Consider the following 25,585-nt stretch of genomic DNA (forward strand, 5'->3'; position numbering starts at 1 on the left):
TTAGTCTTCTACCTGAACCAGATAGTTAACTTTGTTGATCATGCCACGTACAGATGGAGTATCTTCTACTTCAACTGTGTGCCCAATACGGCGTAGACCTAGACCCTTAACGCACAATTTGTGGTTAGGAAGAGTACCGATAGGGCTACGTACTAGTGTTACTTTAACAGTCTTAGCCATTGTCGATTACCCCAGAATGTCTTCTACGGACTTACCGCGCTTAGCAGCTACATCTTCCGGAGATTTCATTGCAGCAAGACCTTTAACAGTCGCGCGTACAACGTTAACCGGGTTAGTAGAGCCGTAGCACTTAGCCAGTACGTTATGGACACCTGCCAATTCTAGTACTGCACGCATCGCACCACCTGCGATTACACCAGTACCTTGAGATGCAGGCTGCATGTAAACTTTAGAAGCACCGTGACGTGCTTTAATTGGGTACTGCAACGTGTCGCCGTTCAGTTCAACTGAAACCATGTTACGACGAGCTTGCTCCATTGCTTTCTGAATAGCAGCAGGAACTTCACGAGCTTTACCACGACCGAAACCTACGCGACCTTTACCATCACCAACTACAGTTAGTGCTGTAAAGCCGAAGATACGACCACCTTTTACTACTTTAGCGACGCGGTTAACCTGAACCAGCTTTTCCTGCAGATCGCCGTCTTTCTGTTCATGATTTGACATATTCGATCCCTTTAGAATTCCAGGCCGCCTTCGCGGGCTGCATCAGCCAAAGCTTTAACACGACCGTGATACTGGTAACCAGAACGGTCAAATGCTACTTCAGATACGCCAGCTTCTTTAGCACGCTGAGCGATCAATGCGCCTACTTTTTCTGCTGCTGCAACGTTACCGCCAGCAGTTTCACGCAGATCTTTTTCTACAGTTGATGCAGCTGCAAGAACTTTTGCACCATCAGCAGAGATAACCTGAGCGTAGATGTGACGCGGTGTGCGTGTAACGCACAGACGTGTTGCACCTAACTCACGCATTTTAAGGCGAGAGCGGCGAGCACGACGAATACGAGATTGTTTCTTAGCGTTCATAACCCTGCCCTATTTACTTTTTCTTCGCTTCTTTACGGCGAACATACTCATCAGCATAACGAACACCTTTACCTTTGTAAGGCTCTGGTGGACGGAACGCACGAATCTCAGCAGCAACTTGACCTAGAACTTGCTTATCAGAGCCAGAAAGGATGATAGTAGTTACATTAGGAGTTTCTGCTTTGATACCTTCTGGTAGGTCGTAATCGATCGGGTGCGAGAAACCTAGGTTAAGGTTAAGTGTGTTGCCTTTAGCAGCAGCACGGTAACCAACACCTTGAAGCTCAAGAGTTTTCTTAAAGCCTTCAGTTACACCAACAACCATGTTGTTAACCAGAGAGCGAGTAGTACCAGACAAGGAAAGAGACAGCTTAGAAGCTTCACGAGCTGTGAACTTCAAAGAACCTTCTTCTAGGTCAACACCAACAGATGGGTGAACGTCTAGAGAAAGCTGGCCGTTTTTACCTTTAACATTGACAGTTTGACCGTCAATCTTAACTTCAACACCTGCAGGTACGATAACAGGGCTTTTTGCAATACGTGACATATTGAAATACCTCTTAGAATACCGTGCAGATTACTTCGCCACCAACGCCAGCACTACGTGCAGCGCGGTCAGCCATTACGCCTTTGCTTGTAGAGATAATCGCTACACCCAGACCACCAGATACTTTTGGTAGTTCGCTTGCGTTCTTGTAGATACGCAGACCTGGACGACTAACGCGTTTGATCTCTTCAATTACCGGCTTTCCTTCAAAGTATTTAAGCTCAATGTTCAGAACCGGTTTTACGTCGCCTTCTACTGCGTAGTCAACGATGTAACCTTCGTCCTTAAGAACTTTGGCAATTGATACTTTTACTTTGGAAGACGGCATAGATACGGCCTGCTTTTCAGCCATATGACCGTTACGAATACGAGTAAACATATCCGCTAGAGTATCTTGCATGCTCATGCATTTACTTCCTCTTGTGCAGCACAGTGCGGTACCCCAAAGGGCCTAGCCACTGCGCTTACCGTTATACTAACTGGAGATTACCAGCTAGCCTTTTTCAAACCTGGAACATCACCGCGCATCGCTGCTTCACGCAGTTTGATACGGCTAATACCGAACTTACGGTATACAGCGTGTGGACGACCAGTAATCTGGCAACGACGCTGCTGACGAGATTTGCTTGAGTCGCGTGGTAGCTTCTGTAGAGCGATCACTGCATCCCAAACTTCGTCTTCAGATGAATTAGGGTTGTTGATAATTGCTTTTAGTGCAGCACGCTTCTCAGCATACTGTGCAACTAGCTTCGCACGCTTGTCTTCACGTGCCTTCATTGATTCTTTAGCCATGATGTATGCCTATCACTTACGGAACGGGAAGTTCAGGGCAGCCAATAGAGCACGACCCTCATCATTGTTCTTAGCAGTTGTAGTGAACGTAATGTCCATACCACGCATCTTATCAACCTTATCGAATTCGATTTCAGGGAAGATGATCTGCTCTTTAACACCCATGCTGTAGTTGCCACGACCGTCGAAAGATTTCGGGTTTAGGCCACGGAAGTCACGGATACGCGGGATAGAGATGTCTACCAAACGATCCAAGAATTCCCACATACGCTCGCCACGTAGTGTTACTTTACAGCCGATTGGCCAACCTTCACGAACTTTGAAGCCCGCGATAGATTTACGTGCCAAACATACAACTGGCTTTTGGCCCGCAATTGCAGTCATATCTGCAACAGCGTTCTCAAGCATTTTCTTATCGCCCAACGCCTCACCAACACCCATGTTTAGAGTGATTTTAGTCAAACGTGGAACTGCCATTACGTTAGGGCAATTCAGCTCATCTTTAAGCTGCTGCTTAACGGAATCGTTATAAAGCGCTTTTAATCTAGACATGATATCTCCCCTTATCCGCCAATTACTTCGCCGGTAGACTTGAAGATACGAGTCTTAGTGCCGTCTTCAAGAACTTTGAAGCCTACACGATCGCCCTTACCAGTCTGCGGGTTGAAGATCGCTACGTTAGAAACTGCAATTGCAGCTTCTTTCTCAACGATGCCACCTGCTTTACCCAACATTGGGTTCGGCTTAGTGTGCTTCTTCACCATGTTGATACCAGAAACGATCAAACGATCGTCCAGAACACGCATGACTGTGCCACGCTTGCCCTTGTCTTTTCCTGCGATGACAATTACTTCATCGTCACGTTTAATTTTGCGCATAATTTACCTATATCGCTTCCTGCTACCCTCTCATGCTCAAAAACGCCAACACCTTCCGGTGTTAGCGTTTTCACATAAACCGAACAGTATTTTGTTCGATCTTTATAGCACTTCAGGCGCCAGGGAAATGATTTTCATGAACTTCTCTGAACGAAGTTCACGCGTCACTGGGCCGAAGATACGAGTACCGATTGGAGCGTCGCTCGCATTCAGTAGAACCGCAGAGTTAGTATCAAAGCGGATTACTGAACCGTCTGGACGACGAACACCTTTACGGGTACGTACCACTACGGCGTTAAGAACCTGGCCTTTCTTCACTTTACCGCGAGGAATCGCTTCTTTAACAGTGACTTTAATAATGTCACCTACAGAAGCGTAGCGGCGGTGAGAACCACCAAGGACCTTAATACACTGCACTCGCTTAGCGCCACTGTTATCAGCTACGTCAAGCATAGATTCAGTTTGAATCATGGTCTTACTCCACAAACATTTTTAGGCCGCCCGCAATGCGGACGGACCGTCTAATGGAGCAAAGGTGCGATAGTTTACACCTTTGCTGCACGCTCTTCAATACGAACCAACGCCCAAGACTTATTCTTAGACAAAGGACGAGTTTCTGCGATGGTAACTAGGTCACCTTGCTGACACTCATTTTTCTCATCGTGAGCATGCAGTTTAGAAGAGCGCTTCATGAATTTTCCGTAAATCGGATGCTTCTCTTTGCGCTCAACCAGAACTGTGATGGTTTTATCCATCTTGTCGCTAACAACGCGACCAGTAACAGTTCGAGTACGTTTTTCGGCGCTCATACTTAGTTACCTGCCTTTTCGTTGAGTACTGTCTTCACACGAGCGATATCGCGACGAACCTGTCCTAGAAGATGATTCTGAGCAAGCTGACCAGTTGTCTTCTGCATGCGCAGGTTAAACTGCTCTTTTAGAAGACCTAGCAGCTCTTGCTGTAGTTCATCAACGGACTTTTCACGTAGTTCAGTTGCTTTCATTACATCACCGTCCGTTTAACAATGGTTGTTGCAACAGGCAATTTTGCAGCAGCTAGGGTGAACGCTTCAGATGCAAGCTGTTCATCAACTCCGCTCATTTCGAACAGAATCTTACCTGGCTTGATTTGAGCAACCCAGTACTCAACCGCACCTTTACCTTTACCCATACGTACTTCAAGCGGTTTCTTAGAAATTGGCTTGTCTGGGAACACACGGATCCAGATTTTACCACCACGCTTAACGTGACGTGTCATGGTACGACGCGCTGCTTCGATCTGACGTGCAGTGATACGACCACGACCGGTCGCTTTCAGTGCAAATTCACCAAAGCTTACAGTGCTACCGCGCTGTGCTAGACCGCGGTTGCGGCCTTTCATCATTTTGCGGAACTTAAGACGTTTTGGTTGTAGCATCGACGTCTACCTCACTTACCTTTCTTCTTAGGCGCATTCTTTTCAGCACGAACTTGTTCGATGCCACCAAGAACTTCACCCTTGAAGATCCAGACTTTAACGCCGATCACACCGTAAGTAGTGTGCGCTTCATAAGTAGCGTAATCGATATCAGCACGAAGTGTGTGCAATGGCACACGACCTTCACGATACCATTCGCTACGAGCGATTTCGGCACCACCAAGACGACCACCTAGCTGAATCTTGATACCTTTAGCACCAAGACGCATTGCGTTCTGTACCGCGCGCTTCATGGCACGACGGAACATAACACGGCGCTCAAGCTGGCTTGCAACACCTTGTGCAACAAGACGCGCGTCTAGTTCTGGTTTACGAATTTCTTCGATATTGATGTGAACTGGAACACCCATCATTTCAGATACAGTGTTACGTAGTTTCTCAACATCTTCGCCTTTCTTACCAATCACGATGCCCGGACGAGCCGTGTGAATAGTAATTTTTGCATTCTGTGCAGGACGCTCGATTTCGATGCGGCTAACAGATGCTTTTTCAAGCTGCTTGTCCAGGTACTCACGCACCTGCAGATCGTTCTGCAGCTTGCTTGCGTATTCGCTCTTGTCTGCGTACCACACAGAAGTGTGATCTTTAACAATACCGAGACGAATACCCGTAGGATGTACTTTCTGACCCATAACGGAATCTCCTAGCAGTCAGCTCAGTCGGCCACTTTTACAGTGATGTGACAGGAGCGCTTCAAAATACGATCAGCGCGACCTTTCGCACGCGGCTTGATGCGTTTCATAGTCATTGCTTCATCAACAAAAACTGTAGAAACACGTAGCTCGTCAATATCAGCACCTTCGTTATGCTCTGCGTTAGCAATAGCAGACTCTAGTACTTTCTTAACAAGCGCCGCACCTTTTTTAGGACTATACGCCAGGATATCCAGAGCTTCACCGACAGACTTACCACGGATCTGGTCAGCGACCAGACGTGCTTTCTGTGCAGAGATGCGGGCGCCTTTGTGCTTAGCGGCAACTTCCATCATCTAACTCCTTATCGCTTGGCTTTCTTGTCTACTACGTGACCACGGTAAGTACGTGTCACAGCAAACTCGCCCAGTTTATGACCAACCATGTCCTCGGAAATAAATACCGGAACATGCTGACGGCCGTTGTGTACTGCAATTGTCAAACCTACGAAATTCGGGAAGATCGTAGAACGACGTGACCAAGTTTTGATTGGACGACGGTCGTTTGCTTCAATTGCAGACTCTACCTTTTTCAACAGGTGAAGGTCGATAAATGGACCTTTCTTCAGTGAACGTGGCACAGCTGTATCCTCTTACTTAGCGTTACGACGGCGTACGATCAACTTATCAGTACGCTTGTTCTTGCGAGTTTTATAACCCTTAGTCGGAACACCCCATGGCGACACTGGGTGACGACCACCGGAAGTACGACCTTCACCACCACCGTGTGGGTGGTCTACTGGGTTCATCGCAACACCACGAACAGTAGGACGAACACCACGCCAGCGCGTAGCACCAGCTTTACCAAGCTGACGCAAGGAGTGCTCACTGTTGCTCACTTCACCCAGAGTTGCACGACATTCAACTAGGACTTTACGCATTTCGCCAGAACGTAGACGAAGAGTTGCGTAAGCACCTTCACGTGCAACCAACTGCGCAGATGTGCCCGCTGAACGAGCAATCTGTGCACCTTTACCAGGCTTCAACTCAACACAGTGGATTACAGAACCCACTGGAATGTTGCGTAGAGGCATAGTGTTACCAGGCTTAATATCTACAGAATCGCCAGACATGATCTTAGCGCCCGCAGAAACACCTTTTGGTGCAATGATGTAACGACGCTCACCGTCTGCATATACAACTAGTGCGATATGCGCAGAACGGTTTGGATCGTATTCCAAACGCTCAACTGTCGCTGGAATACCGTCTTTGTTACGACGGAAATCGATGATACGGTACTGCTGTTTGTGACCACCGCCAATATGACGAGTAGTGATGCGACCGTGGTGGTTACGACCACCGCTCTTGCTCTTTTTCTCAACAAGAGCTGCATGAGGCTTGCCTTTATGCAGTTCAGTATTAGTCACTTTAACTACATGACGGCGTCCAGCAGAGGTCGGCTTAGTTTTAGTCACTGCCATTTTATATACCCTCTATTACTCGCCACCAAGAAAATCAATCTCAGAGCCGTCAGCTAGTGCAACATATGCTTTACGCACATCGCTACGCTTGCCTAAACCACGCTGTGTACGCTTGGTTTTGCCCTTAGCATTAAGAACGTTCACGCCTTTAACTTTAACGTTGAACAGTTCTTCTACTGCTTGCTTGATTTCTGGTTTGGTAGCGTCTTTAGCCACACGGAATACCACTTGCTGAGAACCATCAGCTACGATAGTAGCTTTCTCGGAGATGTGCGGACCCAGCAGCACTTGATAAATGCGTTCCTGTTTCATGCCAGCTTCTCCTCGATTTTCTTCAGAGCAGCAACAGTAACTAGTACTTTATCGAAGCCAACTAGGGCAACCGGGTCAACACCCGCAGCGTCACGAACATCAACGTGTGGTACGTTGCGTGCAGCCAAGTACAAGTTCTGCTCTACATCTTCAGTAATCAGCAGTGCGTTAGTCAGCTCAAGCTCGTTCAGCTTAGCCACAAACTGTTTTGTCTTTGGAGATTCCAAAGCGAAATCTTCAACAACAACCAGACGTTCTTGACGTACAAGCTCAGAGAAGATGCAACGCATTGCTGCGCGGTACATTTTCTTATTTACTTTCTGAGCGTAGTCACGCGGCTGAGCCGCGAAGGTAACACCACCGGCACGCCAGATTGGAGAACGACTAGTTCCCGCACGTGCACGACCTGTACCTTTTTGACGCCATGGTTTAGCACCACCACCAGAAACCGCAGAACGATTTTTCTGAGCTTTAGTGCCTTGACGACCGCCAGCCAAGTAAGCTGTAACCACTTGGTGAACTAGCGTTTCGTTGAATTCTTTACCAAAAGCCAGGTCGGAAACTTCAACCGAACCATTAGCTCCAGCTAAATTCAGATTCATTTCAAACCCCCTTAGGCGCCAGCTTTAACAGCTGGTTTAACGATTACGTCACCGCCAGTTGCGCCTGGAACAGCACCTTTGATCAACAACAGGTTGCGTTCAGCGTCTACGCGAACAACTTCTAGGGTCTGCACAGTAACCTGAGCATTACCCATTTGACCTGCCATCTTCTTGCCTTTCCAAACACGACCAGGAGTCTGACATTGACCAATAGAACCCGGAGCACGGTGAGAAAGAGAGTTACCGTGAGTCGCGTCCTGCATGGAGAAGTTCCAGCGCTTAACGCCACCCTGGAAACCTTTACCTTTAGACTGACCTGTTACGTCAACTTTCTGACCAGCTTCGAAGCGCGCAACTGTTAGCTCGTCGCCAACGTTGACTTCGTCGCCACCCGACAGGCGGAACTCCCACAAACCACGACCAGCTTCAACACCAGCTTTAGCAAAGTTACCAGCTTCTGGCTTAGAAAGGCGATTAGCCTTCTTAGCACCAGTAGTAACCTGCACTGCTTGGTAGCCGTCGGTTTCTTCTGTTTTCACAGCAGTAACACGGTTCGGTTCCACTTCGATGACGGTGACTGGCACGGATACGCCGTCTTCTGTGAAGACGCGAGTCATACCCGCTTTACGTCCGATAAGACCTACAGACATTTTCTTTTAAAACCTCTTGCCAGTTGTGTACGGGGCTGTTACCCACTACGGCTGCCCTTTCCAGAGCATTCCACACTAAATAAGCGCTTCATTAATTAAAATTAACTCTGCGCAGTTGCCTTTTAGCCGAGGCTGATCTGCACTTCAACACCCGCAGCAAGATCTAGCTTCATCAATGCGTCAACTGTTTTTTCAGTTGGCTCAACGATGTCTAGAACACGCTTATGTGTACGGATTTCATACTGATCACGCGCATCTTTGTTTACGTGAGGTGAAATCAGAACAGTGTAGCGTTCTTTGCGAGTAGGAAGTGGGATCGGACCTCGTACTTGAGCGCCAGTTCTCTTTGCAGTATCTACGATTTCCTGCGCAGAAGAGTCGATCAAGCGATGATCAAAGGCTTTCAGACGAATACGAATTTTCTGATTCTGCATTTCGATCACACATTTCCAAAAAATAATTTTACGGCATACGCCGACCTCCCCCTACTATGAGGGGGACGCAAATTCTACTTATGTCACTTGCGAAGGTCAACAGTAAGCAGGATTAATTTGTACAATTAACAAACAATCTATACTTACACCCCCGAACAAGCTTATAAGTCGGCACAAAAAAGCCCTCACAAGGAGGGCTTTTTCAAATCAAAGAGTTTTAATTACTCAACGATTTTAGATACAACACCAGCACCTACAGTACGGCCACCTTCACGAATCGCGAAACGTAGACCTTCTTCCATTGCTACTGGGTTGATTAGTGTAACGTCCATTTGAACGTTATCACCAGGCATTACCATTTCTACACCCTCTGGAAGCTCACATGCACCAGTGATGTCAGTTGTACGGAAGTAGAACTGTGGACGGTAACCTTTGAAGAATGGAGTGTGACGACCGCCTTCTTCTTTGGATAGTACGTATACTTCACCCTCGAAACGAGTGTGAGGAGTAATAGAACCTGGAGCTGCTAGTACTTGACCACGCTCAACCTCTTCACGTTTAGTACCGCGCAGTAGAACACCAACGTTCTCACCAGCACGACCTTCGTCAAGAAGCTTACGGAACATCTCAACACCAGTACAAGTAGTAGTCGTAGTTTCTTTGATACCTACGATTTCAACTTCTTCACCAACCTTGATGATACCGCGCTCAACACGACCAGTTACTACAGTACCACGACCCTGGATAGAGAATACGTCCTCGATAGGCATGATGAATGCACCGTCGATAGCACGCTCTGGCTCTGGGATGTAAGAGTCTAGAGTTTCAACTAGAGTCTTAACAGCAGTAGTACCAAGTTCGTTGTCGTCTTCGCCGTTTAGGGCCATTAGAGCAGAACCTGGGATGATTGGAGTGTCATCACCTGGGAATTCGTACTGGTCTAGAAGCTCACGAAGCTCCATTTCAACCAATTCTAGCATCTCAGCGTATTCTTCAGAGTCAGCACCACCACAGTCTTCTGCTAGTAGGTCTGCTTTGTTTAGGAATACTACGATGTAAGGTACACCTACCTGACGAGATAGTAGGATGTGCTCACGAGTCTGTGGCATTGGACCATCAGTCGCGCCACATACAAGGATCGCGCCATCCATCTGTGCAGCACCAGTGATCATGTTCTTAACATAATCGGCGTGGCCTGGACAGTCTACGTGTGCGTAGTGACGTTCTGGAGAATCATACTCAACGTGAGAAGTTGCGATTGTGATACCACGCTCACGCTCTTCTGGAGCGTTGTCGATACCGTCAAATGCAACAGCGTCGCCGCCCCATACTTCTGCACATACGCGAGTTAGAGCTGCTGTTAGAGTAGTTTTACCGTGGTCAACGTGGCCGATTGTACCAACGTTAACGTGCGGTTTTGAGCGTTCAAATTGTTCTTTAGCCACTTTTCATTACCTCAAGTAATTAGGCGAATAAAAATATTAGTTCTGATTGATTACAGCGTCAGCGACATTTTGTGGCGCTTCAGCGTAGTCGAGAAACTCCATCGAGTAAGTCGCACGACCCTGTGTCGCGGAGCGTAGGTCGGTTGCATAACCGAACATCTCACCCAGCGGAACATGAGCGTTGATAATCTTACCCGAAGAACTGTCTTCCATCCCCTGTACAAGACCACGACGACGGTTCAGGTCACCCATCACGTCACCCATGTAATCTTCTGGGGTTACAACTTCAACTTTCATCATCGGCTCTAACAAGCACGCATTTGCTTCTTGCGCGAACTTTTTAAGCGCCTGAGATGCAGCGATTTTAAACGCCATTTCGTTGGAGTCAACATCATGGAAGGACCCATCGTACAAACGTGCTTTAAGGCCGATTAACGGGTAGCCAGCAATGACACCGTTATGCATCTGTTCCTCAATACCTTTCTGTACAGCTGGGACGTATTCCTTAGGAATAGCACCACCGACAATCTCGTTGATAAACTCTAGACCCTCTTCATCAGAAGGGCTAAATTCAACGACAACATGACCATATTGACCACGACCACCTGATTGACGTACAAACTTGTGGTTTGCGTCAACAGACTGACGGATCTTCTCACGGTAGGCTACCTGTGGTTTACCGATATTGGCTTCAACCTTAAATTCACGCTTCATACGATCCACGAGAATATCAAGGTGCAATTCACCCATACCGGAAATAATTGTCTGACCCGTCTCCTGATCTGTTTCAACTTGGAAAGATGGATCTTCTTGCGCAAGCTTACCTAGCGCAATACCCATTTTCTCTTGATCAGCTTGAGACTTAGGCTCAACCGCTACAGAGATAACTGGTGCAGGGAACTCCATACGCTCAAGGACAATTTTATTGTCACCATCACATAAAGTATCACCCGTAGTTACATCCTTCATACCAATTAGAGCTGCGATATCGCCTGCGCGAACCTCTTTAATCTCATCACGGTTGTTAGAATGCATCTGCACCATACGACCAACACGCTCTTTTTTACCCTTAACAGAGTTAAAGACCGCATCACCCGATTTAAGAACACCCGAGTACACACGTACGAACGTAAGCGTACCCACAAATGGGTCTGTAGCAATTTTAAATGCAAGCGCAGAGAACGGCGCATCATCATCAGCCTCACGCTGTGCAACAGTTTCCTGTTCATCATCTAGCGTACCTTCGATCGATTTAACCTCGATCGGAGATGGCATGTATTCGATAACCGCATCCAAAACAGCTTGAACACCTTTGTTCTTAAACGCAGAACCAGCCTGCATAAGAACGATATCGTTATCCAAGGTACGAGCACGAAGCCCCTGTTTAATCTCTTCCTCTGATAGATCACCTTCTTCAAGGTATTTTTCCATCAGCTCTTCTGATGCTTCAGCAGCAGCTTCAACTAGCTCCTCGCGAAGCTCATCAGCTTTATCTTGCAAATCAGCTGGAATATCTTCCAGCTCGTAGGTCATACCCTGATCCGCTTCATTCCACATAATGGCTTTCATGCGAACCAGATCGACAACACCAACAAAATCTTCTTCTGCGCCAATCGGGAAATTGATTGGTACAGCATTAGCGCCAAGACGATCTTTTAACTGATCTACAACCATGAAGAAATCCGCACCAAGGCGATCCATCTTATTGACGAATACCATGCGCGGAACTTCATATTTGTTAGCTTGACGCCAAACCGTTTCTGTCTGAGGCTGGACACCGGAAGATGCACATAACACAACAACCGCACCATCAAGCACACGCAGTGAGCGCTCTACTTCGATGGTGAAGTCAACGTGCCCAGGAGTATCGATGATATTAATACGATGATCATCGAACTGCTGGTTCATACCCTTCCAGAAGCAAGTAGTTGCAGCAGAAGTAATTGTAATACCACGCTCCTGCTCTTGCTCCATCCAGTCCATTGTCGCAGCGCCATCATGTACTTCACCGATCTTATGAGAAAGACCGGTGTAGAACAGGACGCGCTCAGTTGTAGTCGTTTTACCGGCATCTACATGCGCACAAATTCCGATGTTACGGTAACGTGCGATAGGAGTTTTACGAGCCACGACTTAATCCTCAGTATCTTAGAAGCGGTAGTGAGCGAATGCTTTGTTCGCTTCAGCCATACGGTGTACGTCTTCACGCTTCTTAACTGCAGCACCACGGCCTTCAGCAGCGTCCATCAACTCGCCTGCTAGACGCAGAGCCATTGACTTCTCACCACGACCACGAGCAGAGTCTACAGCCCAACGCATAGCTAGAGCCATACGACGAGCGGGACGTACTTCAACTGGTACTTGGTATGTAGCACCACCAACACGGCGGGATTTAACTTCAACCGCTGGCTGGATAGCTTCTAGAGCTTTTTCGAATAGCTCGATTGGATCTTGTTCAGAACGCTCTTCGATTTTATCTAGAGCACCGTAAACGATCTTCTCAGCTACAGACTTCTTACCGTGAACCATTACATGGTTGATAAACTTAGCAAGAACTGTGCTTCCGAATTTAGGATCCGGTAAAATTTCGCGCTTTGCAGCGACGCGTCTTCTAGGCATTGATAAGCCCTCAATAAATTAAAAGGTCTTCAGGTATTCCAAGCAATTGATGCTAGGCCTTACTCTTACCGTGTATTCAACACAGTGTTTAGATAACTAAAGCACTATGTTGGGACGACGATTAAGACTTAGGACGCTTAGCACCGTACTTAGAACGGCCTTGCTTACGCTCATTAACACCTGAGCAATCTAGTGCGCCACGAACTGTGTGATAGCGAACACCAGGAAGGTCCTTAACACGACCACCACGAATTAGAACAACGCTGTGCTCCTGCAAGTTGTGACCTTCACCACCAATGTAGGAAGCAACTTCGAAGCCGTTGGTCAAACGAACACGACATACTTTACGTAGTGCTGAGTTCGGTTTTTTCGGAGTAGTGGTGTATACACGGGTACAAACGCCACGACGCTGAGGACAAGCCTGCAATGCACGAACATCGCTTGGCTGAACTTTGCGTTTACGTGGTTTACGTACCAGCTGGTTAATCGTTGCCATTAAGCAAACTCCACGTTTTGATTTAACACCATAAAAAAATTGGATTTACACAATCCAATCACAAAGGGGCCGGAATTTTAATCAATTCCGGCCCTAAACGTCAAATACTGGATACTATTTATTCAATATTTTCGAATAAATTGTTATTCAGCATCTGGCATTGAAGCATTTAGCGCTTCTGTCAGTGCCTGCTGAACCTCTTCAGCACTTACTGTCACGGACTCACCTTCAGAAGGTTGAGCACGCTTGCGCTTACGCTCTTCATGGTAAGCAAGACCTGAACCCGCTGGGATCAGACGACCTACTACCACGTTTTCTTTCAGGCCGCGCAGGAAGTCCTGCTTACCTGTTACCGCACCTTCCGTTAGAACTCGAGTTGTTTCCTGGAAGGATGCTGCTGAGATAAAGGACTCAGTAGCCAAAGATGCCTTAGTGATACCCAATAGTACGCGATCGTACTTAGCTGGGATCTTACCAGCAGCCTCTAGCTCTTCGTTCTCTGCCAATACAGCCTGGTATTCAACCTGATCACCTGGGATGAATGTAGAATCACCCGCAGATACGATCTCAACTTTACGCAGCATCTGACGAACAATTACTTCGATGTGCTTATCGTTGATGCCTACACCCTGTAGACGGTATACGTCCTGGATTTCACCAGTGATGTATTTCGCCAGTTCTTCTACACCTAGTACGCGTAGAATGTCATGCGGGTTAGACGGACCGTCAGAAACAACCTCACCCTTCTCTACATGTTCACCTTCGAACACGTTCAGGTTACGCCATTTCTGGATCATTGTTTCATGTGGCTCTGCATCACTAGGAGAGATCACAAGACGTTTCTTGCCTTTAGTCTCTTTACCGAAGCCGATTAGACCAGAAACTTCTGCAAGAATCGCAGACTCTTTAGGTTTACGTGCTTCGAATAGATCCGCAACTCGCGGCAGACCACCGGTGATATCCTTGTTCACAGTACCTTCTTGAGGAATACGTGCAAGAACGTCACCTACTTGTACTTCAGCGCCATCGCTAAGGTTCATGATCGCTTTAGCTGGTAGTAGATACTGCGCTGCAGAATCTGTACCTGGATGCATTACTTCATTACCTTTCGCATCCAATAGCTTGATCATAGGACGGATATCTTTACCTGCTGCTGGACGATCTTTAACGTCCAATACCTCAGTTGTAGATAGCCCTGTTAGCTCATCAGTCTGGCTCTTAACGGTAATACCGTCTTCCATGCCTGAAAGCTCAACCTTACCCGCCACCTCAGAGATGATTGGGTGAGTATGTGGATCCCAGTTAGCTACGATGTCGCCTGCTTCAACAGAGCTACCGTCTTTAACTTTGATCACAGAACCGTATGGAAGCTTGTAACGCTCACGCTCACGACCGTGCTCATCAGTTACACCTAGTTCACCAGAACGAGAAGTTGCAACCAAAGCACCATCTGGACGCTCTACAAACTTAAGGTTGTGAAGACGAATTTCACCGCCATTCTTAACCTGAATGCTGTCTACAGCAGCTGCTCGTGATGCCGCACCACCAATGTGGAACGTACGCATTGTTAGCTGTGTACCTGGCTCACCAATTGACTGAGCAGCGATAACACCTACTGCTTCGCCTGGGTTAACCAAGTGACCACGACCTAGATCACGACCGTAACAGCTTGCACAGATACCATGACGAGTACGACACGTGATTGCACTACGTACGATAATCTCATCGATAGAAGAGTACTTCTCGTCGTTTTCTAGGCGATGCTTCCACGCTTCATCGATAAGCGTACCCGCTTCGATTAGAACTTCTACACCCTGCGGGTCTAGAACATCAACAGCCACTGTACGACCTAGTACACGATCACCCAGCGCAACTACTACGTCACCGCCTTCGATCAGAGGTACCATCACAAGACCTTCTTCAGTACCACAATCATGTTCTGTGATAACTACGTCTTGTGCCACGTCTACTAGACGACGCGTTAGGTAACCGGAGTTAGCTGTCTTCAATGCCGTATCGGCTAGACCCTTACGAGCACCGTGAGTAGAGATAAAGTACTGAAGTACGTTTAGACCTTCACGGAAGTTCGCAGTGATCGGTGTTTCGATGATTGAGCCATCCGGCTTAGCCATCAGACCACGCATACCCGCCAACTGACGAATCTGTGCAGCACTACCACGGGCACCGGAATCGGCCATCATGTATACAGAGTTGAAAGATTCCTGCTCGGACTCTTCACCATCTTTTGTAATAACCGGCTCAGTCTTCAAGTTATCCATCATCTTCTTAGCCAACAATTCGTTAGCACGAGACCAGATATCGATAACTTTGTTGTATTTCTCGCCCTGAGTTACCAAACCATCAGCGAACTGACGTTCGATATCCATTACCTCAGCTTCTGCTTCATCGATAATAGTTGTTTTCTCAGCTGGAATTTCGAAGTCGTTAACACCGATAGAAACACCAGACATAGTTGCCTGACGGAAGCCCATGTACATCAGTTGGTCAGCAAAGATAACTGTATCTTTCAGACCACAGCGACGGTACGCTTCGTTAAGAAGGCGAGAGATCGCTTTCTTCTTCATTGGCTGGTTAACAAGCTCGTAAGGTAGACCTGCTGGAACGATTGCGAACAACAAAGCACGACCGGCCGTTGTTTCTTTCATTTCAGTAATCGTTTCTAGGTTACCTTCGATGTCACGAATGCTTTCAGTAACACGTACTTTAATCTTCGCTTGAAGATCTAGCTGACCTGCGCCTTGTGCACGCTGAATCTCTTCGATGTCGGCAAATACCATGCCTTCACCTTTCGCATTCACACGCTCACGAGTCATGTAGTAAAGACCCAATACAACGTCCTGAGAAGGTACGATGATCGGCTCACCATTAGCAGGTGATAGTACGTTGTTTGTAGACATCATCAACGCACGCGCTTCCAACTGAGCTTCAATAGTCAGTGGAACGTGTACAGCCATTTGGTCACCGTCGAAGTCGGCGTTGTATGCCGCACAAACTAGTGGGTGTAGCTGAATAGCTTTACCTTCGATCAGTACCGGCTCAAATGCCTGGATACCAAGACGGTGAAGTGTTGGAGCACGGTTAAGTAGTACAGGGTGCTCACGGATTACTTCGTCTAGGATATCCCAAACTAGTGCTTCTTCTCGCTCAACCATCTTCTTAGCAGCTTTGATTGTAGTCGCATGACCACGAAGCTCTAGCTTGGAGAAGATGAATGGCTTAAATAGCTCAAGTGCCATCTTCTTAGGAAGACCACACTGGTGTAGACGTAGGTACGGACCTACCACGATTACAGAACGGCCAGAGTAGTCAACACGCTTACCTAGAAGGTTTTGACGGAAACGACCCTGCTTACCTTTGATCATATCAGCCAAAGATTTCAAAGGACGCTTGTTAGAGCCAGTAATCGCACGACCGCGACGGCCGTTATCTAGCAATGCATCAACAGATTCCTGCAACATACGTTTTTCGTTACGTACGATGATATCTGGAGCATTAAGGTCAAGTAGACGCTTAAGACGGTTGTTACGGTTGATAACACGACGGTAAAGATCGTTAAGATCAGATGTCGCGAAACGACCACCATCTAGTGGTACTAGCGGACGAAGATCTGGTGGAAGTACTGGTAGTACTTCAAGAATCATCCACTCAGGCTTGTTGCCTGACTTGTAGAAAGCTTCTAGTAGTTTAAGACGCTTAGAAAGCTTCTTGATCTTAGTTTCAGAGTTAGTCTGCGGTAGTTCTTCACGCAGTTGATTAACTTCTTCTTCAAGCTCAATAGAAGACAATAGCTCTTTAACAGCTTCTGCACCCATACGTGCGTCGAAGTCATCACCGAACTCTTCTAGCGCTTCAAAGTACTGCTCATCGTTCAGTAGCTGACCGCGCTCAAGCGTAGTCATGCCTGGATCGATTACTACAAAAGATTCGAAGTAAAGAACACGTTCGATATCACGTAGCGTCATATCCAGCATCAAACCGATACGGGATGGCAGAGACTTAAGGAACCAAATGTGCGCTACAGGAGAAGCAAGTTCGATGTGCGCCATACGCTCACGACGAACTTTAGCTAGCGTTACTTCAACGCCACACTTCTCACAGATAACACCGCGGTGTTTCATGCGCTTATATTTACCGCACAAGCACTCGTAGTCTTTTACTGGACCAAATATTTTGGCACAGAATAGACCTTCACGTTCTGGCTTGAACGTACGGTAGTTAATAGTTTCCGGCTTTTTAACTTCACCGTACGACCATGAACGGATCATTTCCGGAGAGGCCAGAGTGATCTTGATAGAGTCGAACTCTTCAGATTGGCCCTGTGTTTTCAGCAGATTCAGCAGATCTTTCATTCTTTCAAGCTCCTAACGGAGTTCTTGCTTGAGGCCGCCCGAAGGCGACCCCCGCCTGGTATACAGTTTTGTGCTTATTCGGATTCGAGCTCGATGTCGATACCCAGAGAACGGATCTCTTTAATAAGTACGTTGAAGGATTCCGGCATACCCGGCTCCATACGGTGATCGCCGTCGACGATGTTCTTATACATCTTCGTACGACCATTCACGTCATCGGACTTAACTGTAAGCATCTCTTGTAGAGTATAAGCAGCACCGTATGCTTCTAGTGCCCATACCTCCATCTCACCGAAACGCTGACCACCGAACTGCGCCTTACCACCCAGCGGCTGCTGCGTAACAAGACTATAAGAACCAGTAGAACGAGCGTGCATTTTGTCGTCTACCAAGTGGTTCAGTTTCAGCATGTACATGTAACCAACAGTTACAGGACGGTCAAACTTGTTGCCGGTACGGCCGTCAAACAACGTTGACTGACCTGTGTCGCTCAAACCTGCAAGACGTAGTAGAGATTTCAATTCAACCTCTTTCGCACCGTCAAAAGCAGGTGTAGCTAGAGGCACACCACCACATAGGTTCTTAGCTAGCTCAAGGATCTCATCATCAGAGAAGCTATCTAGATCTTCTGTGCGGCTGTTCATGCCAGCACCCAGATCTGCATTATAGATCTGATCTAGGAAGCTACGAATCTCAGTTACTGTTTCAGTACGCTCACGCTCCTGATCCAGCATCTCATTGATACGACGACCTAAGCCTTTCGCAGCCATACCCATGTGTGTCTCTAGGATCTGACCTACGTTCATACGAGACGGTACACCCAGTGGGTTCAGTACGATATCTACTGGCTCACCGTTCTCATCGTAAGGCATGTCTTCTACAGGCATGATTACAGAGATAACACCCTTGTTACCGTGACGACCCGCCATCTTGTCACCAGGCTGTACGCGACGCTTAGTAGCAACGTAAACCTTAACAATCTTAAGGACGCCAGGTGCAAGATCATCACCTGTCTGCAGCTTGCTCTTCTTATCTTCGAAACGCTTATCTAGAGATTCTTTACGATCTTCTAGTTGCTTCTGAGCTAGCTCTAGCTGTTCAACTGCATTTTCATCAGAAACGCGGATGTTGAACCAATCAGATTTAGACAATCCAGCTAGGAATTCAGCTGTAATCTCTTCGCCTTTCTTCAGGCCAGCACCACCGTCAGCTTTCAAGCCAACAAGTACACGACCTAGACGTTCGAACGTTGCTTGCTCTACGATACGTAGCTCTTCGTTCAAATCCTTACGGATTGCGTCAAGCTCTGCTTTCTCGATAGATAGCGCACGCTCATCTTTCTGAACGCCGTCACGTGTAAATACTTGTACGTCGATTACTTTACCAACAGTACCTGTTTTAACACGTAGAGATGTATCTTTAACGTCTGATGCTTTCTCACCGAAGATCGCACGCAGCAGCTTCTCTTCTGGTGTTAGCTGGCTTTCACCTTTAGGCGTTACTTTACCTACAAGGATGTCACCTGGGCCTACTTCAGCACCGATGTGAACAATACCTGCTTCATCAAGCTTCGCTAGTGCAGACTCACCAACGTTTGGAATATCTGATGTAATCTCTTCAGAACCCAATTTCGTATCACGCGCCACACAGGTTAGTTCCTGAATGTGGATAGTTGTGAAACGATCTTCCTGAACTACACGCTCAGAAATTAGGATGGAGTCCTCAAAGTTGTAACCATTCCAAGGCATGAAGGCGATACGCATGTTCTGACCAAGTGCTAGTTCACCCATATCAACGGATGGACCATCAGCCATAACATCGCCAACTTTTACAGTATCACCAGGATTAACGATAGAGCGCTGGTTGATACATGTATTTTGGTTGGAACGTGTGTATTTAGTCAGGTTGTAGATATCTACACCTGCATCGCCCGCTGTAACTTCGTCGTCGTTTACACGAACAACGATGCGGCTCGCATCTACAGACTCAATCAGACCACCGCGACGTGCCACAACACATACACCGGAGTCTTGAGCTACGTTACGTTCGATACCAGTACCTACTAGCGGCTTATCAGCACGTAGTGTTGGTACAGCCTGACGCTGCATGTTCGATCCCATCAATGCACGGTTCGCATCATCGTGCTCTAGGAATGGAATCAATGATGCCGCAACAGATACAACCTGACGTGGAGATACGTCCATGTACTGAACTTTGTCAGGTGACATTACTGTTGTTTCGTTTAGGTGACGAACTGTTACAAGCTCATCCAATAGACGACCTTCGTCATCCATTGTTGCAGACGCCTGTGCGATTACGAATGTATTCTCTTCAATCGCAGATAGGTAATCCAACTCATCTGTTACTTTGCCATCGACTACACGACGGTATGGAGTCTCTAGGAAACCATAGTCATTTGTACGAGCAAATGTTGCCAAAGAGTTGATCAAACCGATGTTTGGACCTTCCGGCGTTTCGATTGGGCATACACGACCGTAGTGAGTTGGGTGTACGTCACGTACCTCGAAGCCCGCACGCTCACGCGTTAGACCACCTGGACCTAATGCAGAAACACGACGCTTGTGAGTTACTTCTGAAAGCGGGTTGTTCTGGTCCATAAACTGAGACAGCTGAGATGAACCGAAGAACTCTTTAATTGCAGCCGCAACAGGTTTAGCGTTGATTAGATCCTGAGGCATCAGGTTATCAGATTCCGCCATGCTTAGACGTTCACGAACAGCACGTTCAACACGAACCAGACCTACACGGAACTGGTTTTCTGCCATTTCACCAACAGAACGGATACGACGGTTACCCAAGTGATCAATATCGTCCACGGTACCTTTACCGTTACGGATATCAATCAAGGTCTTCATAACCTCAAGAATATCTTCTTTGTCTAGTACGCCAGATCCAGTAACTTCTTCGCGACCTAGACGGCGATTGAACTTCATGCGACCAACAGCAGAAAGATCGTAACGCTCTTCAGTGAAGAAAAGGTTTTCGAACAATGCTTCAGCAGATTCTTTTGTTGGTGGCTCACCAGGACGCATCATACGGTAGATTTCTACCAATGCTTCTAACTGGTTACGCGTAGGATCATTACGTAGCGTATCTGAGATGAATGGACCACAATCTAGATCATTCGTGTACAGAGTTTCGAACTCAGTGATATTTGCAGCGCGAAGCTGTTCAACCAGTTCTTCTGTAATCTCAGCGTTACAGCCACAGATCAACTCACCTGTAGATGGATCAATAACATCTTTTGCAATCGCCTTACCAGCCAAGTACTCCATTGGTACTTCAAGCTGTTCCATATTGGCTTTTGCCATCTGACGAATGTGACGAGGCGTGATACGACGACCCGCTTCAACAATCACATTACCTTCAGGATCTTTCACTTCAAAAGATAGTGTCTCACCACGTAGACGATCAGCAACCAACTTCATGTTGATTGTTTCAGACGTCAGGTTCCAAGACGTGTTATCGAAGAAGATATCTAGGATCTCTTCAGCCTGGTAACCCAAAGCCCGCAACAAGATAGTTGCTGGCAGTTTACGACGACGGTCAATACGTACGAATAGGCTATCTTTTGGATCAAATTCAAAGTCTAACCAAGAACCACGGTAAGGAATCACTCGCGCAGAGTAAAGTAGCTTACCAGAAGAGTGTGTTTTACCTTTATCGTGATCGAAGAACACACCTGGTGAACGGTGTAGCTGAGATACGATTACACGCTCAGTACCGTTAACTACGAAAGTTCCGTTTTCAGTCATCAAAGGCATTTCGCCCATGTAGACTTCTTGTTCCTTGATATCTTTTACGGCTTTGTTGCTGGATTCACGGTCATAAATAACCAGACGAACTTTCACACGCAAAGGCGCTGCGTATGTAATACCGCGTATTTGACACTCTTTTACGTCAAATACAGGCTCACCCAGACGGTAGCCAACATATTCTAGAGATGCATTTCCAGAATAGGACACGATCGGGAAGACGGAGTTAAATGCTGCATGCAGACCAGCATCTAAACGATCTGCTGCTTCAACCCCTGTCTGCAAAAACTTTTTATAGGAGTCAAGCTGAATTGCCAGCAAGTAAGGCACATCCATTACTTGCGGCAATTTACCGAAGTCCTTACGGATGCGTTTCTTTTCAGTGTATGAATAAGCCATCAGTGTTCCCCAGCAAGTGCACCAATTTATAAGCAGGCCGAAAACCCGTTTCGGACTGTGTTACCGCTATTTATTTGCTGTCTATAAATAACGGAAAAAGGCCGGTGGCATATAGCCACCAGCCGTCAGCACTTCGAACAGAAATCTGTTCGGATTAGCATGAAGTTATTACTTAACTTCAACAGAAGCGCCAGCTTCTTCCAGTGCTTTCTGAAGTTCTTCAGCTTCTTCTTTGCTAACGCCTTCTTTAACAGCAGCTGGAGCGCCGTCAACGATGCCTTTAGCTTCTTTCAGGCCAAGACCTGTAGCGCCACGTACTGCTTTGATTACGTTAACTTTCTTATCGCCAGCAGCAGTTAGGATAACGTCAAATTCAGTTTTCTCTTCAGCAGCCGCACCAGCATCGCCAGCAGGACCAGCAGCTACAGCAGCAGCAGCAGTTACACCGAATTTTTCTTCCATTGCTTCGATAAGAGCAACAACGTCCTTAACAGACATTTCAGCAATTGCGTTTAGGATATCTTCGTTAGTCAGAGACATTTTCTATATTCCTGATATTTGTAAGCCCGAAGGCTCATTAAAACTTGTATAAATAAAGGTGCGTATAAACTTACGCAGCTTCTTCTTTCTGGTCGCGAACTGCTGCAATAGTACGGCATAGTTTGCCGGCTGCAGCTTCTTTCATGCAAGCCATCAGCTTCGCAATTGCTTCGTCGTAAGTTGGCAAGCTTGCTAGCATAGCCACGTCTACAACTTCACCTTCGAATGCTGCTGCTTTCAGTTCAAAGTTCTCATTGTCTTTCGCAAAGTTCTTCAGGATACGAGCGCCAGCGCCCGGGTGTTCCTGAGAGAAAGCAATGATACTTGGACCTTTGAAAGTGTCCTGTAGGCATGCATAGTCAGTGCCTTCAACTGCGCGCTTAGCAAGCGTGTTACGTACAACTTTAAGCCATACGCCGTTTTCACGAGCTTCTTTACGCAGTGCAGTCATATCGCCTACTTCAACGCCGCGGGAATCCGCAACAACAGCAGACAGAGCACTAGATGCAGCTTCCTGGACTTCAGCGACGATCGCTTTTTTATCTTCGAGTCCTAATGCCACGATTTACTCCTGGAGTAGTCTTTCGACTTATTACCAACCGCCTCATTTCTGAGGCTTTCCGAGTACGGTGGTTTGATTCAAATACAGAATCTCACCGTCTGCGCAGGCTGGTTTAGCCCATTAAGATAAGGAAACCCTTATCACCTGCGGTCTTTGACGGCCTTCATCTCTGTGTAACAGGTACAGAAGACCCTCAAAAAACCTTTCATGTCGATTAAACTTCTAGAGAAGCCTGATCAACTAGCAAACCTGGACCCATAGTAGTCGACAGGGTTACTTTCTTAAGATACACGCCTTTAGCAGAAGCTGGTTTCAGCTTCTTAAGGTCAGCAACTAGTGCTTCGATGTTCTGCTTGATAGCAGCCGCTTCGAAGTCAGCTTTACCAACACCTGCGTGGATGATGCCGTTCTTGTCAGTACGGAAACGAACCTGACCAGCTTTAGCATTGTTTACAGCAGTAACAACATCTGGAGTTACTGTGCCAACTTTAGGGTTAGGCATTAGGCCACGCGGACCTAGAACCTGACCAAGCTGACCAACAACACGCATTGCGTCTGGAGTTGCGATAACAACACCGAAGTCCAGATCGCCACCTTTCATCTGCTCTGCTAGGTCTTCGAAACCAACAACATCAGCACCTGCAGCTTTTGCTTTCTCAGCGTTTTCGCCTTGAGCAAATACAGCTACACGAACATCGTTACCAGTACCGTTTGGCAGTACAGTAGAACCACGAACAACCTGATCAGATTTACGCGGATCAACACCAAGGTTTACAGCAACATCAACAGTCTCTTTGAACTTAACAGTAGAAAGTTCAGATAGTAGAGAAACTGCATCTTCAATAGAGTAAGCTTTACCCGCTTCAACTTTCTCAGCGATTAGCTTCTGACGCTTAGTCAACTTAGCCATTACTCATCACCCTCCGGAATCAGACCCATGCTACGCGCAGTACCTGCGATAGTACGTACAGCTGCATCCATATCTGCAGCAGTTAGGTCAGGCATTTTAACAGTTGCGATCTCTTCCATCTGAGCGCGAGTAACGTTACCCACTTTCTCAGTATTTGGACGACCAGAACCGCTCTTAAGACCTGCAGCTTTCTTCAGAAGAACTGCTGCTGGAGGTGTTTTAGTGATGAAAGTAAAGCTACGATCAGCATAAACAGTAATTACAACAGGAACTGGCAAGCCGTTTTCCATGCTCTGAGTTTGAGCATTGAACGCTTTACAGAATTCCATGATGTTAACACCATGCTGACCTAGCGCAGGACCTACTGGTGGTGACGGGTTAGCGCCGCCGGCAGGAACTTGCAGCTTGATATAAGCTTCAATCTTCTTAGCCATTTTTATTTAACTCCTAGTGGGTTCAAACGCCTTACAGCTCCCCATTTTCTCAAGACAGAAAAACCCCAGCTCTCGCTGAGGTTATTCCTTAAAACTCTAAATCAGGCTTTTTCGACCTGACCGAAATCCAATTCAACCGGTGTAGATCGACCGAAAATCAACACTGCCACCTGCAGCTTGTTCTTCTCGTAGTTAATCTCTTCAACCACACCGTTAAAGTCAGCAAACGGCCCATCGATAACTCGAACCATTTCACCCGGCTCGAATACAGTCTTCGGACGCGGCTTATCAACACCGCTCTCAACTCGACTTAGGATCTCGTTAGCTTCTGCTTCTGTGATCGGCGCAGGATTACCTGCAGTACCACCGATAAATCCAAGAACGTGCGGCGTATTCTTAACCAAGTGCCAGCTTTCATCATTCATATCCATGTGCACCAACACATAACCTGGATAGAACTTACGCTCAGATTTACGTTTCTTACCGTCACGGATTTCAACAACCTCTTCGGTAGGCACTAACACCTCACCAAAAAGATCCTGCATAGAATGCAGCTCAATTCGTTCTTTCAGCGTATTCATTACACGCTTTTCGTACCCGGAGTACGCATGAACAACATACCAACGCTTAGACATGCTTATCAGCCTCTTAACCTATTGCTCCAGATACTAACCAGCTCAACAATGAGTCAAGCCCCCACAACGCCAAACCCATAATCAGAACCACAACCACAACAATCGCTGTTGTCTGCGCTGTTTCTTGACGTGTCGGCCATACTACTTTGCGAATTTCCTGCTTTGCTTCTTTAAACAAAGTAAAAAACGCTTTCCCTTTTGCTGTTTGCAGAGAGATAAAACCTGCAATCAACGCTAACACAAGCAGTGCAACCACACGGTAGAACAAAGACTGATCTGCGTATACAGAGTTACCTACAACGCCCGCAGTAACAATTGCTACTACAGCGACCCACTTAAGGGCATCAAACTTTGAACCTTCGGAATTCACTTTGGCATTCACGCTTAGGGCCTCAGGATTACTTAAAAATAGCTTGTGTCTTGATGCCATCTCAGAAAAGAGATGGCAGGCCAGGAGGGACTCGAACCCCCAACCTGCGGTTTTGGAGACCGCTGCTCTGCCAATTGAGCCACTGGCCTACTGCATAATAGGGAGGCATATTGTATA

General features: G+C 47.0%; 32 protein-coding genes and 1 tRNA gene. All 33 read right to left on the minus strand.

The genetic code is table 11. The annotated features are described in order from the left end of the window. Positions 1-180 (minus strand): 50S ribosomal protein L30, encoded by a 180-nt coding sequence (gene rpmD / locus ACMXYS_RS16085; RefSeq protein WP_415882726.1) that lies wholly within the window; start codon positions 178-180, stop codon positions 1-3. Between the two features lie 6 nt (positions 181-186). After that, complete coding sequence (rpsE, locus tag ACMXYS_RS16090; RefSeq protein WP_297309703.1) at positions 187-687, minus strand: 30S ribosomal protein S5; 501 nt, start codon at positions 685-687, stop codon at positions 187-189. A gap of 11 nt (positions 688-698) precedes the next feature. After that, positions 699-1,049 (minus strand): 50S ribosomal protein L18, encoded by a 351-nt coding sequence (rplR, locus tag ACMXYS_RS16095; protein ID WP_415882727.1) that lies wholly within the window; start codon positions 1,047-1,049, stop codon positions 699-701. Between the two features lie 13 nt (positions 1,050-1,062). Beyond that, complete coding sequence (rplF, locus tag ACMXYS_RS16100) at positions 1,063-1,596, minus strand: 50S ribosomal protein L6 (protein WP_415882728.1); 534 nt, start codon at positions 1,594-1,596, stop codon at positions 1,063-1,065. Positions 1,597-1,609: 13 nt separating this feature from the next. Beyond that, positions 1,610-2,002, minus strand: coding sequence for a 30S ribosomal protein S8 (rpsH, locus tag ACMXYS_RS16105; protein WP_415882729.1), 393 nt, complete (start codon positions 2,000-2,002; stop codon positions 1,610-1,612). Between the two features lie 80 nt (positions 2,003-2,082). Further along, on the minus strand, positions 2,083-2,388 hold the full coding sequence (gene rpsN, locus ACMXYS_RS16110) for a 30S ribosomal protein S14 (protein ID WP_415882730.1): 306 nt from the start codon (positions 2,386-2,388) through the stop codon (positions 2,083-2,085). Positions 2,389-2,400: 12 nt separating this feature from the next. Next, positions 2,401-2,940: a 50S ribosomal protein L5 gene (gene rplE, locus ACMXYS_RS16115; protein ID WP_415882731.1), complete on the minus strand. Its 540-nt coding sequence runs from the start codon at positions 2,938-2,940 to the stop codon at positions 2,401-2,403. Between the two features lie 11 nt (positions 2,941-2,951). Beyond that, positions 2,952-3,266 carry a 50S ribosomal protein L24 gene (gene rplX / locus ACMXYS_RS16120; protein WP_415886125.1) on the minus strand — a complete coding sequence of 105 codons (315 nt, stop codon included), beginning with the start codon at positions 3,264-3,266 and terminating at the stop codon, positions 2,952-2,954. Positions 3,267-3,368: 102 nt separating this feature from the next. Beyond that, entirely contained in the window at positions 3,369-3,737 is a 369-nt protein-coding gene (gene rplN / locus ACMXYS_RS16125) for a 50S ribosomal protein L14 (RefSeq protein WP_007021360.1), read from the minus strand. Positions 3,738-3,811: 74 nt separating this feature from the next. Further along, entirely contained in the window at positions 3,812-4,075 is a 264-nt protein-coding gene (rpsQ, locus tag ACMXYS_RS16130; protein ID WP_292949289.1) for a 30S ribosomal protein S17, read from the minus strand. Between the two features lie 2 nt (positions 4,076-4,077). Then, the gene (rpmC, locus tag ACMXYS_RS16135; RefSeq protein ID WP_299179666.1) at positions 4,078-4,269 is read right to left on the minus strand and encodes a 50S ribosomal protein L29; all 192 of its coding nucleotides are present in this window, start codon (positions 4,267-4,269) and stop codon (positions 4,078-4,080) included. Beyond that, the gene (rplP, locus tag ACMXYS_RS16140) at positions 4,269-4,682 is read right to left on the minus strand and encodes a 50S ribosomal protein L16 (RefSeq protein ID WP_415882733.1); all 414 of its coding nucleotides are present in this window, start codon (positions 4,680-4,682) and stop codon (positions 4,269-4,271) included. The genes rpmC and rplP overlap by 1 nt, the downstream gene beginning before the upstream one ends. An 11-nt stretch (positions 4,683-4,693) precedes the next feature. Next, positions 4,694-5,374, minus strand: a complete 681-nt coding sequence (gene rpsC, locus ACMXYS_RS16145) for a 30S ribosomal protein S3 (RefSeq protein WP_415882734.1) — start codon at positions 5,372-5,374, stop codon at positions 4,694-4,696. A 23-nt stretch (positions 5,375-5,397) separates the two neighbouring features. Continuing rightward, positions 5,398-5,727, minus strand: coding sequence for a 50S ribosomal protein L22 (gene rplV, locus ACMXYS_RS16150; protein ID WP_415884689.1), 330 nt, complete (start codon positions 5,725-5,727; stop codon positions 5,398-5,400). Between the two features lie 11 nt (positions 5,728-5,738). Continuing rightward, the gene (gene rpsS / locus ACMXYS_RS16155; RefSeq protein ID WP_415882735.1) at positions 5,739-6,014 is read right to left on the minus strand and encodes a 30S ribosomal protein S19; all 276 of its coding nucleotides are present in this window, start codon (positions 6,012-6,014) and stop codon (positions 5,739-5,741) included. A gap of 12 nt (positions 6,015-6,026) precedes the next feature. Next, the gene (gene rplB, locus ACMXYS_RS16160) at positions 6,027-6,854 is read right to left on the minus strand and encodes a 50S ribosomal protein L2 (protein ID WP_415882736.1); all 828 of its coding nucleotides are present in this window, start codon (positions 6,852-6,854) and stop codon (positions 6,027-6,029) included. Between the two features lie 15 nt (positions 6,855-6,869). Next, positions 6,870-7,166, minus strand: coding sequence for a 50S ribosomal protein L23 (gene rplW / locus ACMXYS_RS16165; protein WP_299179655.1), 297 nt, complete (start codon positions 7,164-7,166; stop codon positions 6,870-6,872). Next, positions 7,163-7,768, minus strand: a complete 606-nt coding sequence (gene rplD / locus ACMXYS_RS16170; RefSeq protein ID WP_415889529.1) for a 50S ribosomal protein L4 — start codon at positions 7,766-7,768, stop codon at positions 7,163-7,165. The genes rplW and rplD overlap by 4 nt, the downstream gene beginning before the upstream one ends. An 11-nt stretch (positions 7,769-7,779) precedes the next feature. Then, positions 7,780-8,418, minus strand: coding sequence for a 50S ribosomal protein L3 (gene rplC, locus ACMXYS_RS16175; protein ID WP_415882738.1), 639 nt, complete (start codon positions 8,416-8,418; stop codon positions 7,780-7,782). Between the two features lie 122 nt (positions 8,419-8,540). Continuing rightward, positions 8,541-8,852: a 30S ribosomal protein S10 gene (rpsJ, locus tag ACMXYS_RS16180; RefSeq protein WP_075174125.1), complete on the minus strand. Its 312-nt coding sequence runs from the start codon at positions 8,850-8,852 to the stop codon at positions 8,541-8,543. Between the two features lie 221 nt (positions 8,853-9,073). After that, entirely contained in the window at positions 9,074-10,297 is a 1,224-nt protein-coding gene (gene tuf, locus ACMXYS_RS16185; protein WP_415882739.1) for an elongation factor Tu, read from the minus strand. Between the two features lie 36 nt (positions 10,298-10,333). Then, on the minus strand, positions 10,334-12,427 hold the full coding sequence (fusA, locus tag ACMXYS_RS16190; RefSeq protein WP_415897118.1) for an elongation factor G: 2,094 nt from the start codon (positions 12,425-12,427) through the stop codon (positions 10,334-10,336). A gap of 18 nt (positions 12,428-12,445) precedes the next feature. Continuing rightward, complete coding sequence (rpsG, locus tag ACMXYS_RS16195) at positions 12,446-12,916, minus strand: 30S ribosomal protein S7 (protein WP_415882741.1); 471 nt, start codon at positions 12,914-12,916, stop codon at positions 12,446-12,448. A 121-nt stretch (positions 12,917-13,037) separates the two neighbouring features. Further along, positions 13,038-13,412, minus strand: a complete 375-nt coding sequence (gene rpsL / locus ACMXYS_RS16200; RefSeq protein ID WP_007021369.1) for a 30S ribosomal protein S12 — start codon at positions 13,410-13,412, stop codon at positions 13,038-13,040. A gap of 143 nt (positions 13,413-13,555) precedes the next feature. Beyond that, positions 13,556-17,782, minus strand: a complete 4,227-nt coding sequence (gene rpoC, locus ACMXYS_RS16205; RefSeq protein ID WP_415897119.1) for a DNA-directed RNA polymerase subunit beta' — start codon at positions 17,780-17,782, stop codon at positions 13,556-13,558. Between the two features lie 74 nt (positions 17,783-17,856). Next, positions 17,857-21,957, minus strand: a complete 4,101-nt coding sequence (gene rpoB / locus ACMXYS_RS16210; RefSeq protein WP_415882743.1) for a DNA-directed RNA polymerase subunit beta — start codon at positions 21,955-21,957, stop codon at positions 17,857-17,859. A gap of 168 nt (positions 21,958-22,125) precedes the next feature. Next, positions 22,126-22,497 (minus strand): 50S ribosomal protein L7/L12, encoded by a 372-nt coding sequence (gene rplL, locus ACMXYS_RS16215; RefSeq protein ID WP_007021372.1) that lies wholly within the window; start codon positions 22,495-22,497, stop codon positions 22,126-22,128. A 70-nt stretch (positions 22,498-22,567) separates the two neighbouring features. Further along, positions 22,568-23,059, minus strand: coding sequence for a 50S ribosomal protein L10 (rplJ, locus tag ACMXYS_RS16220; RefSeq protein WP_415882744.1), 492 nt, complete (start codon positions 23,057-23,059; stop codon positions 22,568-22,570). 214 nt (positions 23,060-23,273) lie between these two features. Then, complete coding sequence (gene rplA, locus ACMXYS_RS16225) at positions 23,274-23,969, minus strand: 50S ribosomal protein L1 (RefSeq protein ID WP_415882745.1); 696 nt, start codon at positions 23,967-23,969, stop codon at positions 23,274-23,276. Then, complete coding sequence (gene rplK / locus ACMXYS_RS16230; protein ID WP_297305736.1) at positions 23,969-24,403, minus strand: 50S ribosomal protein L11; 435 nt, start codon at positions 24,401-24,403, stop codon at positions 23,969-23,971. The genes rplA and rplK overlap by 1 nt, the downstream gene beginning before the upstream one ends. 101 nt (positions 24,404-24,504) lie before the next feature. Beyond that, positions 24,505-25,038 carry a transcription termination/antitermination protein NusG gene (nusG, locus tag ACMXYS_RS16235; RefSeq protein ID WP_415882746.1) on the minus strand — a complete coding sequence of 178 codons (534 nt, stop codon included), beginning with the start codon at positions 25,036-25,038 and terminating at the stop codon, positions 24,505-24,507. A gap of 13 nt (positions 25,039-25,051) precedes the next feature. Next, positions 25,052-25,468, minus strand: coding sequence for a preprotein translocase subunit SecE (gene secE, locus ACMXYS_RS16240; RefSeq protein ID WP_415882747.1), 417 nt, complete (start codon positions 25,466-25,468; stop codon positions 25,052-25,054). A 13-nt stretch (positions 25,469-25,481) separates the two neighbouring features. Next, positions 25,482-25,557 (minus strand) — tRNA-Trp (locus tag ACMXYS_RS16245). Positions 25,558-25,585 lie beyond the last annotated feature (28 nt).

It is taken from the genome of Neptuniibacter sp. QD57_21 (assembly GCF_047778075.1).
In the GTDB taxonomy this organism is placed as follows: Bacteria; Pseudomonadota; Gammaproteobacteria; order Pseudomonadales; family Balneatricaceae; genus Neptuniibacter.

Coding starts and splice junctions, on each gene's coding strand:
- rpsN (WP_415882730.1), bottom strand. CDS start 2,388: ATGGCTAAAGAATCAATGAAGGCACGTGAAGACAAGCGTGCGAAGCTA.
- rplX (WP_415886125.1), bottom strand. CDS start 3,266: ATGCGCAAAATTAAACGTGACGATGAAGTAATTGTCATCGCAGGAAAA.
- rpsH (WP_415882729.1), bottom strand. CDS start 2,002: ATGAGCATGCAAGATACTCTAGCGGATATGTTTACTCGTATTCGTAAC.
- rpoB (WP_415882743.1), bottom strand. CDS start 21,957: ATGGCTTATTCATACACTGAAAAGAAACGCATCCGTAAGGACTTCGGT.
- rplL (WP_007021372.1), bottom strand. CDS start 22,497: ATGTCTCTGACTAACGAAGATATCCTAAACGCAATTGCTGAAATGTCT.
- rplE (WP_415882731.1), bottom strand. CDS start 2,940: ATGTCTAGATTAAAAGCGCTTTATAACGATTCCGTTAAGCAGCAGCTT.
- rplF (WP_415882728.1), bottom strand. CDS start 1,596: ATGTCACGTATTGCAAAAAGCCCTGTTATCGTACCTGCAGGTGTTGAA.
- rplK (WP_297305736.1), bottom strand. CDS start 24,403: ATGGCTAAGAAGATTGAAGCTTATATCAAGCTGCAAGTTCCTGCCGGC.
- rplR (WP_415882727.1), bottom strand. CDS start 1,049: ATGAACGCTAAGAAACAATCTCGTATTCGTCGTGCTCGCCGCTCTCGC.
- rplD (WP_415889529.1), bottom strand. CDS start 7,768: ATGAATCTGAATTTAGCTGGAGCTAATGGTTCGGTTGAAGTTTCCGAC.
- rpmD (WP_415882726.1), bottom strand. CDS start 180: ATGGCTAAGACTGTTAAAGTAACACTAGTACGTAGCCCTATCGGTACT.
- rpsE (WP_297309703.1), bottom strand. CDS start 687: ATGTCAAATCATGAACAGAAAGACGGCGATCTGCAGGAAAAGCTGGTT.
- rplB (WP_415882736.1), bottom strand. CDS start 6,854: ATGGCAGTGACTAAAACTAAGCCGACCTCTGCTGGACGCCGTCATGTA.
- rpsL (WP_007021369.1), bottom strand. CDS start 13,412: ATGGCAACGATTAACCAGCTGGTACGTAAACCACGTAAACGCAAAGTT.
- nusG (WP_415882746.1), bottom strand. CDS start 25,038: ATGTCTAAGCGTTGGTATGTTGTTCATGCGTACTCCGGGTACGAAAAG.
- rplC (WP_415882738.1), bottom strand. CDS start 8,418: ATGTCTGTAGGTCTTATCGGACGTAAAGCGGGTATGACTCGCGTCTTC.
- rplA (WP_415882745.1), bottom strand. CDS start 23,969: ATGGCTAAGTTGACTAAGCGTCAGAAGCTAATCGCTGAGAAAGTTGAA.
- rplV (WP_415884689.1), bottom strand. CDS start 5,727: ATGGAAGTTGCCGCTAAGCACAAAGGCGCCCGCATCTCTGCACAGAAA.
- rpsJ (WP_075174125.1), bottom strand. CDS start 8,852: ATGCAGAATCAGAAAATTCGTATTCGTCTGAAAGCCTTTGATCATCGC.
- rpsG (WP_415882741.1), bottom strand. CDS start 12,916: ATGCCTAGAAGACGCGTCGCTGCAAAGCGCGAAATTTTACCGGATCCT.
- rpoC (WP_415897119.1), bottom strand. CDS start 17,782: ATGAAAGATCTGCTGAATCTGCTGAAAACACAGGGCCAATCTGAAGAG.
- secE (WP_415882747.1), bottom strand. CDS start 25,468: ATGGCATCAAGACACAAGCTATTTTTAAGTAATCCTGAGGCCCTAAGC.
- rpsQ (WP_292949289.1), bottom strand. CDS start 4,075: ATGAGCGCCGAAAAACGTACTCGAACTGTTACTGGTCGCGTTGTTAGC.
- rpmC (WP_299179666.1), bottom strand. CDS start 4,269: ATGAAAGCAACTGAACTACGTGAAAAGTCCGTTGATGAACTACAGCAA.
- rpsC (WP_415882734.1), bottom strand. CDS start 5,374: ATGGGTCAGAAAGTACATCCTACGGGTATTCGTCTCGGTATTGTTAAA.
- rplW (WP_299179655.1), bottom strand. CDS start 7,166: ATGAAACAGGAACGCATTTATCAAGTGCTGCTGGGTCCGCACATCTCC.
- rplP (WP_415882733.1), bottom strand. CDS start 4,682: ATGCTACAACCAAAACGTCTTAAGTTCCGCAAAATGATGAAAGGCCGC.
- rplN (WP_007021360.1), bottom strand. CDS start 3,737: ATGATTCAAACTGAATCTATGCTTGACGTAGCTGATAACAGTGGCGCT.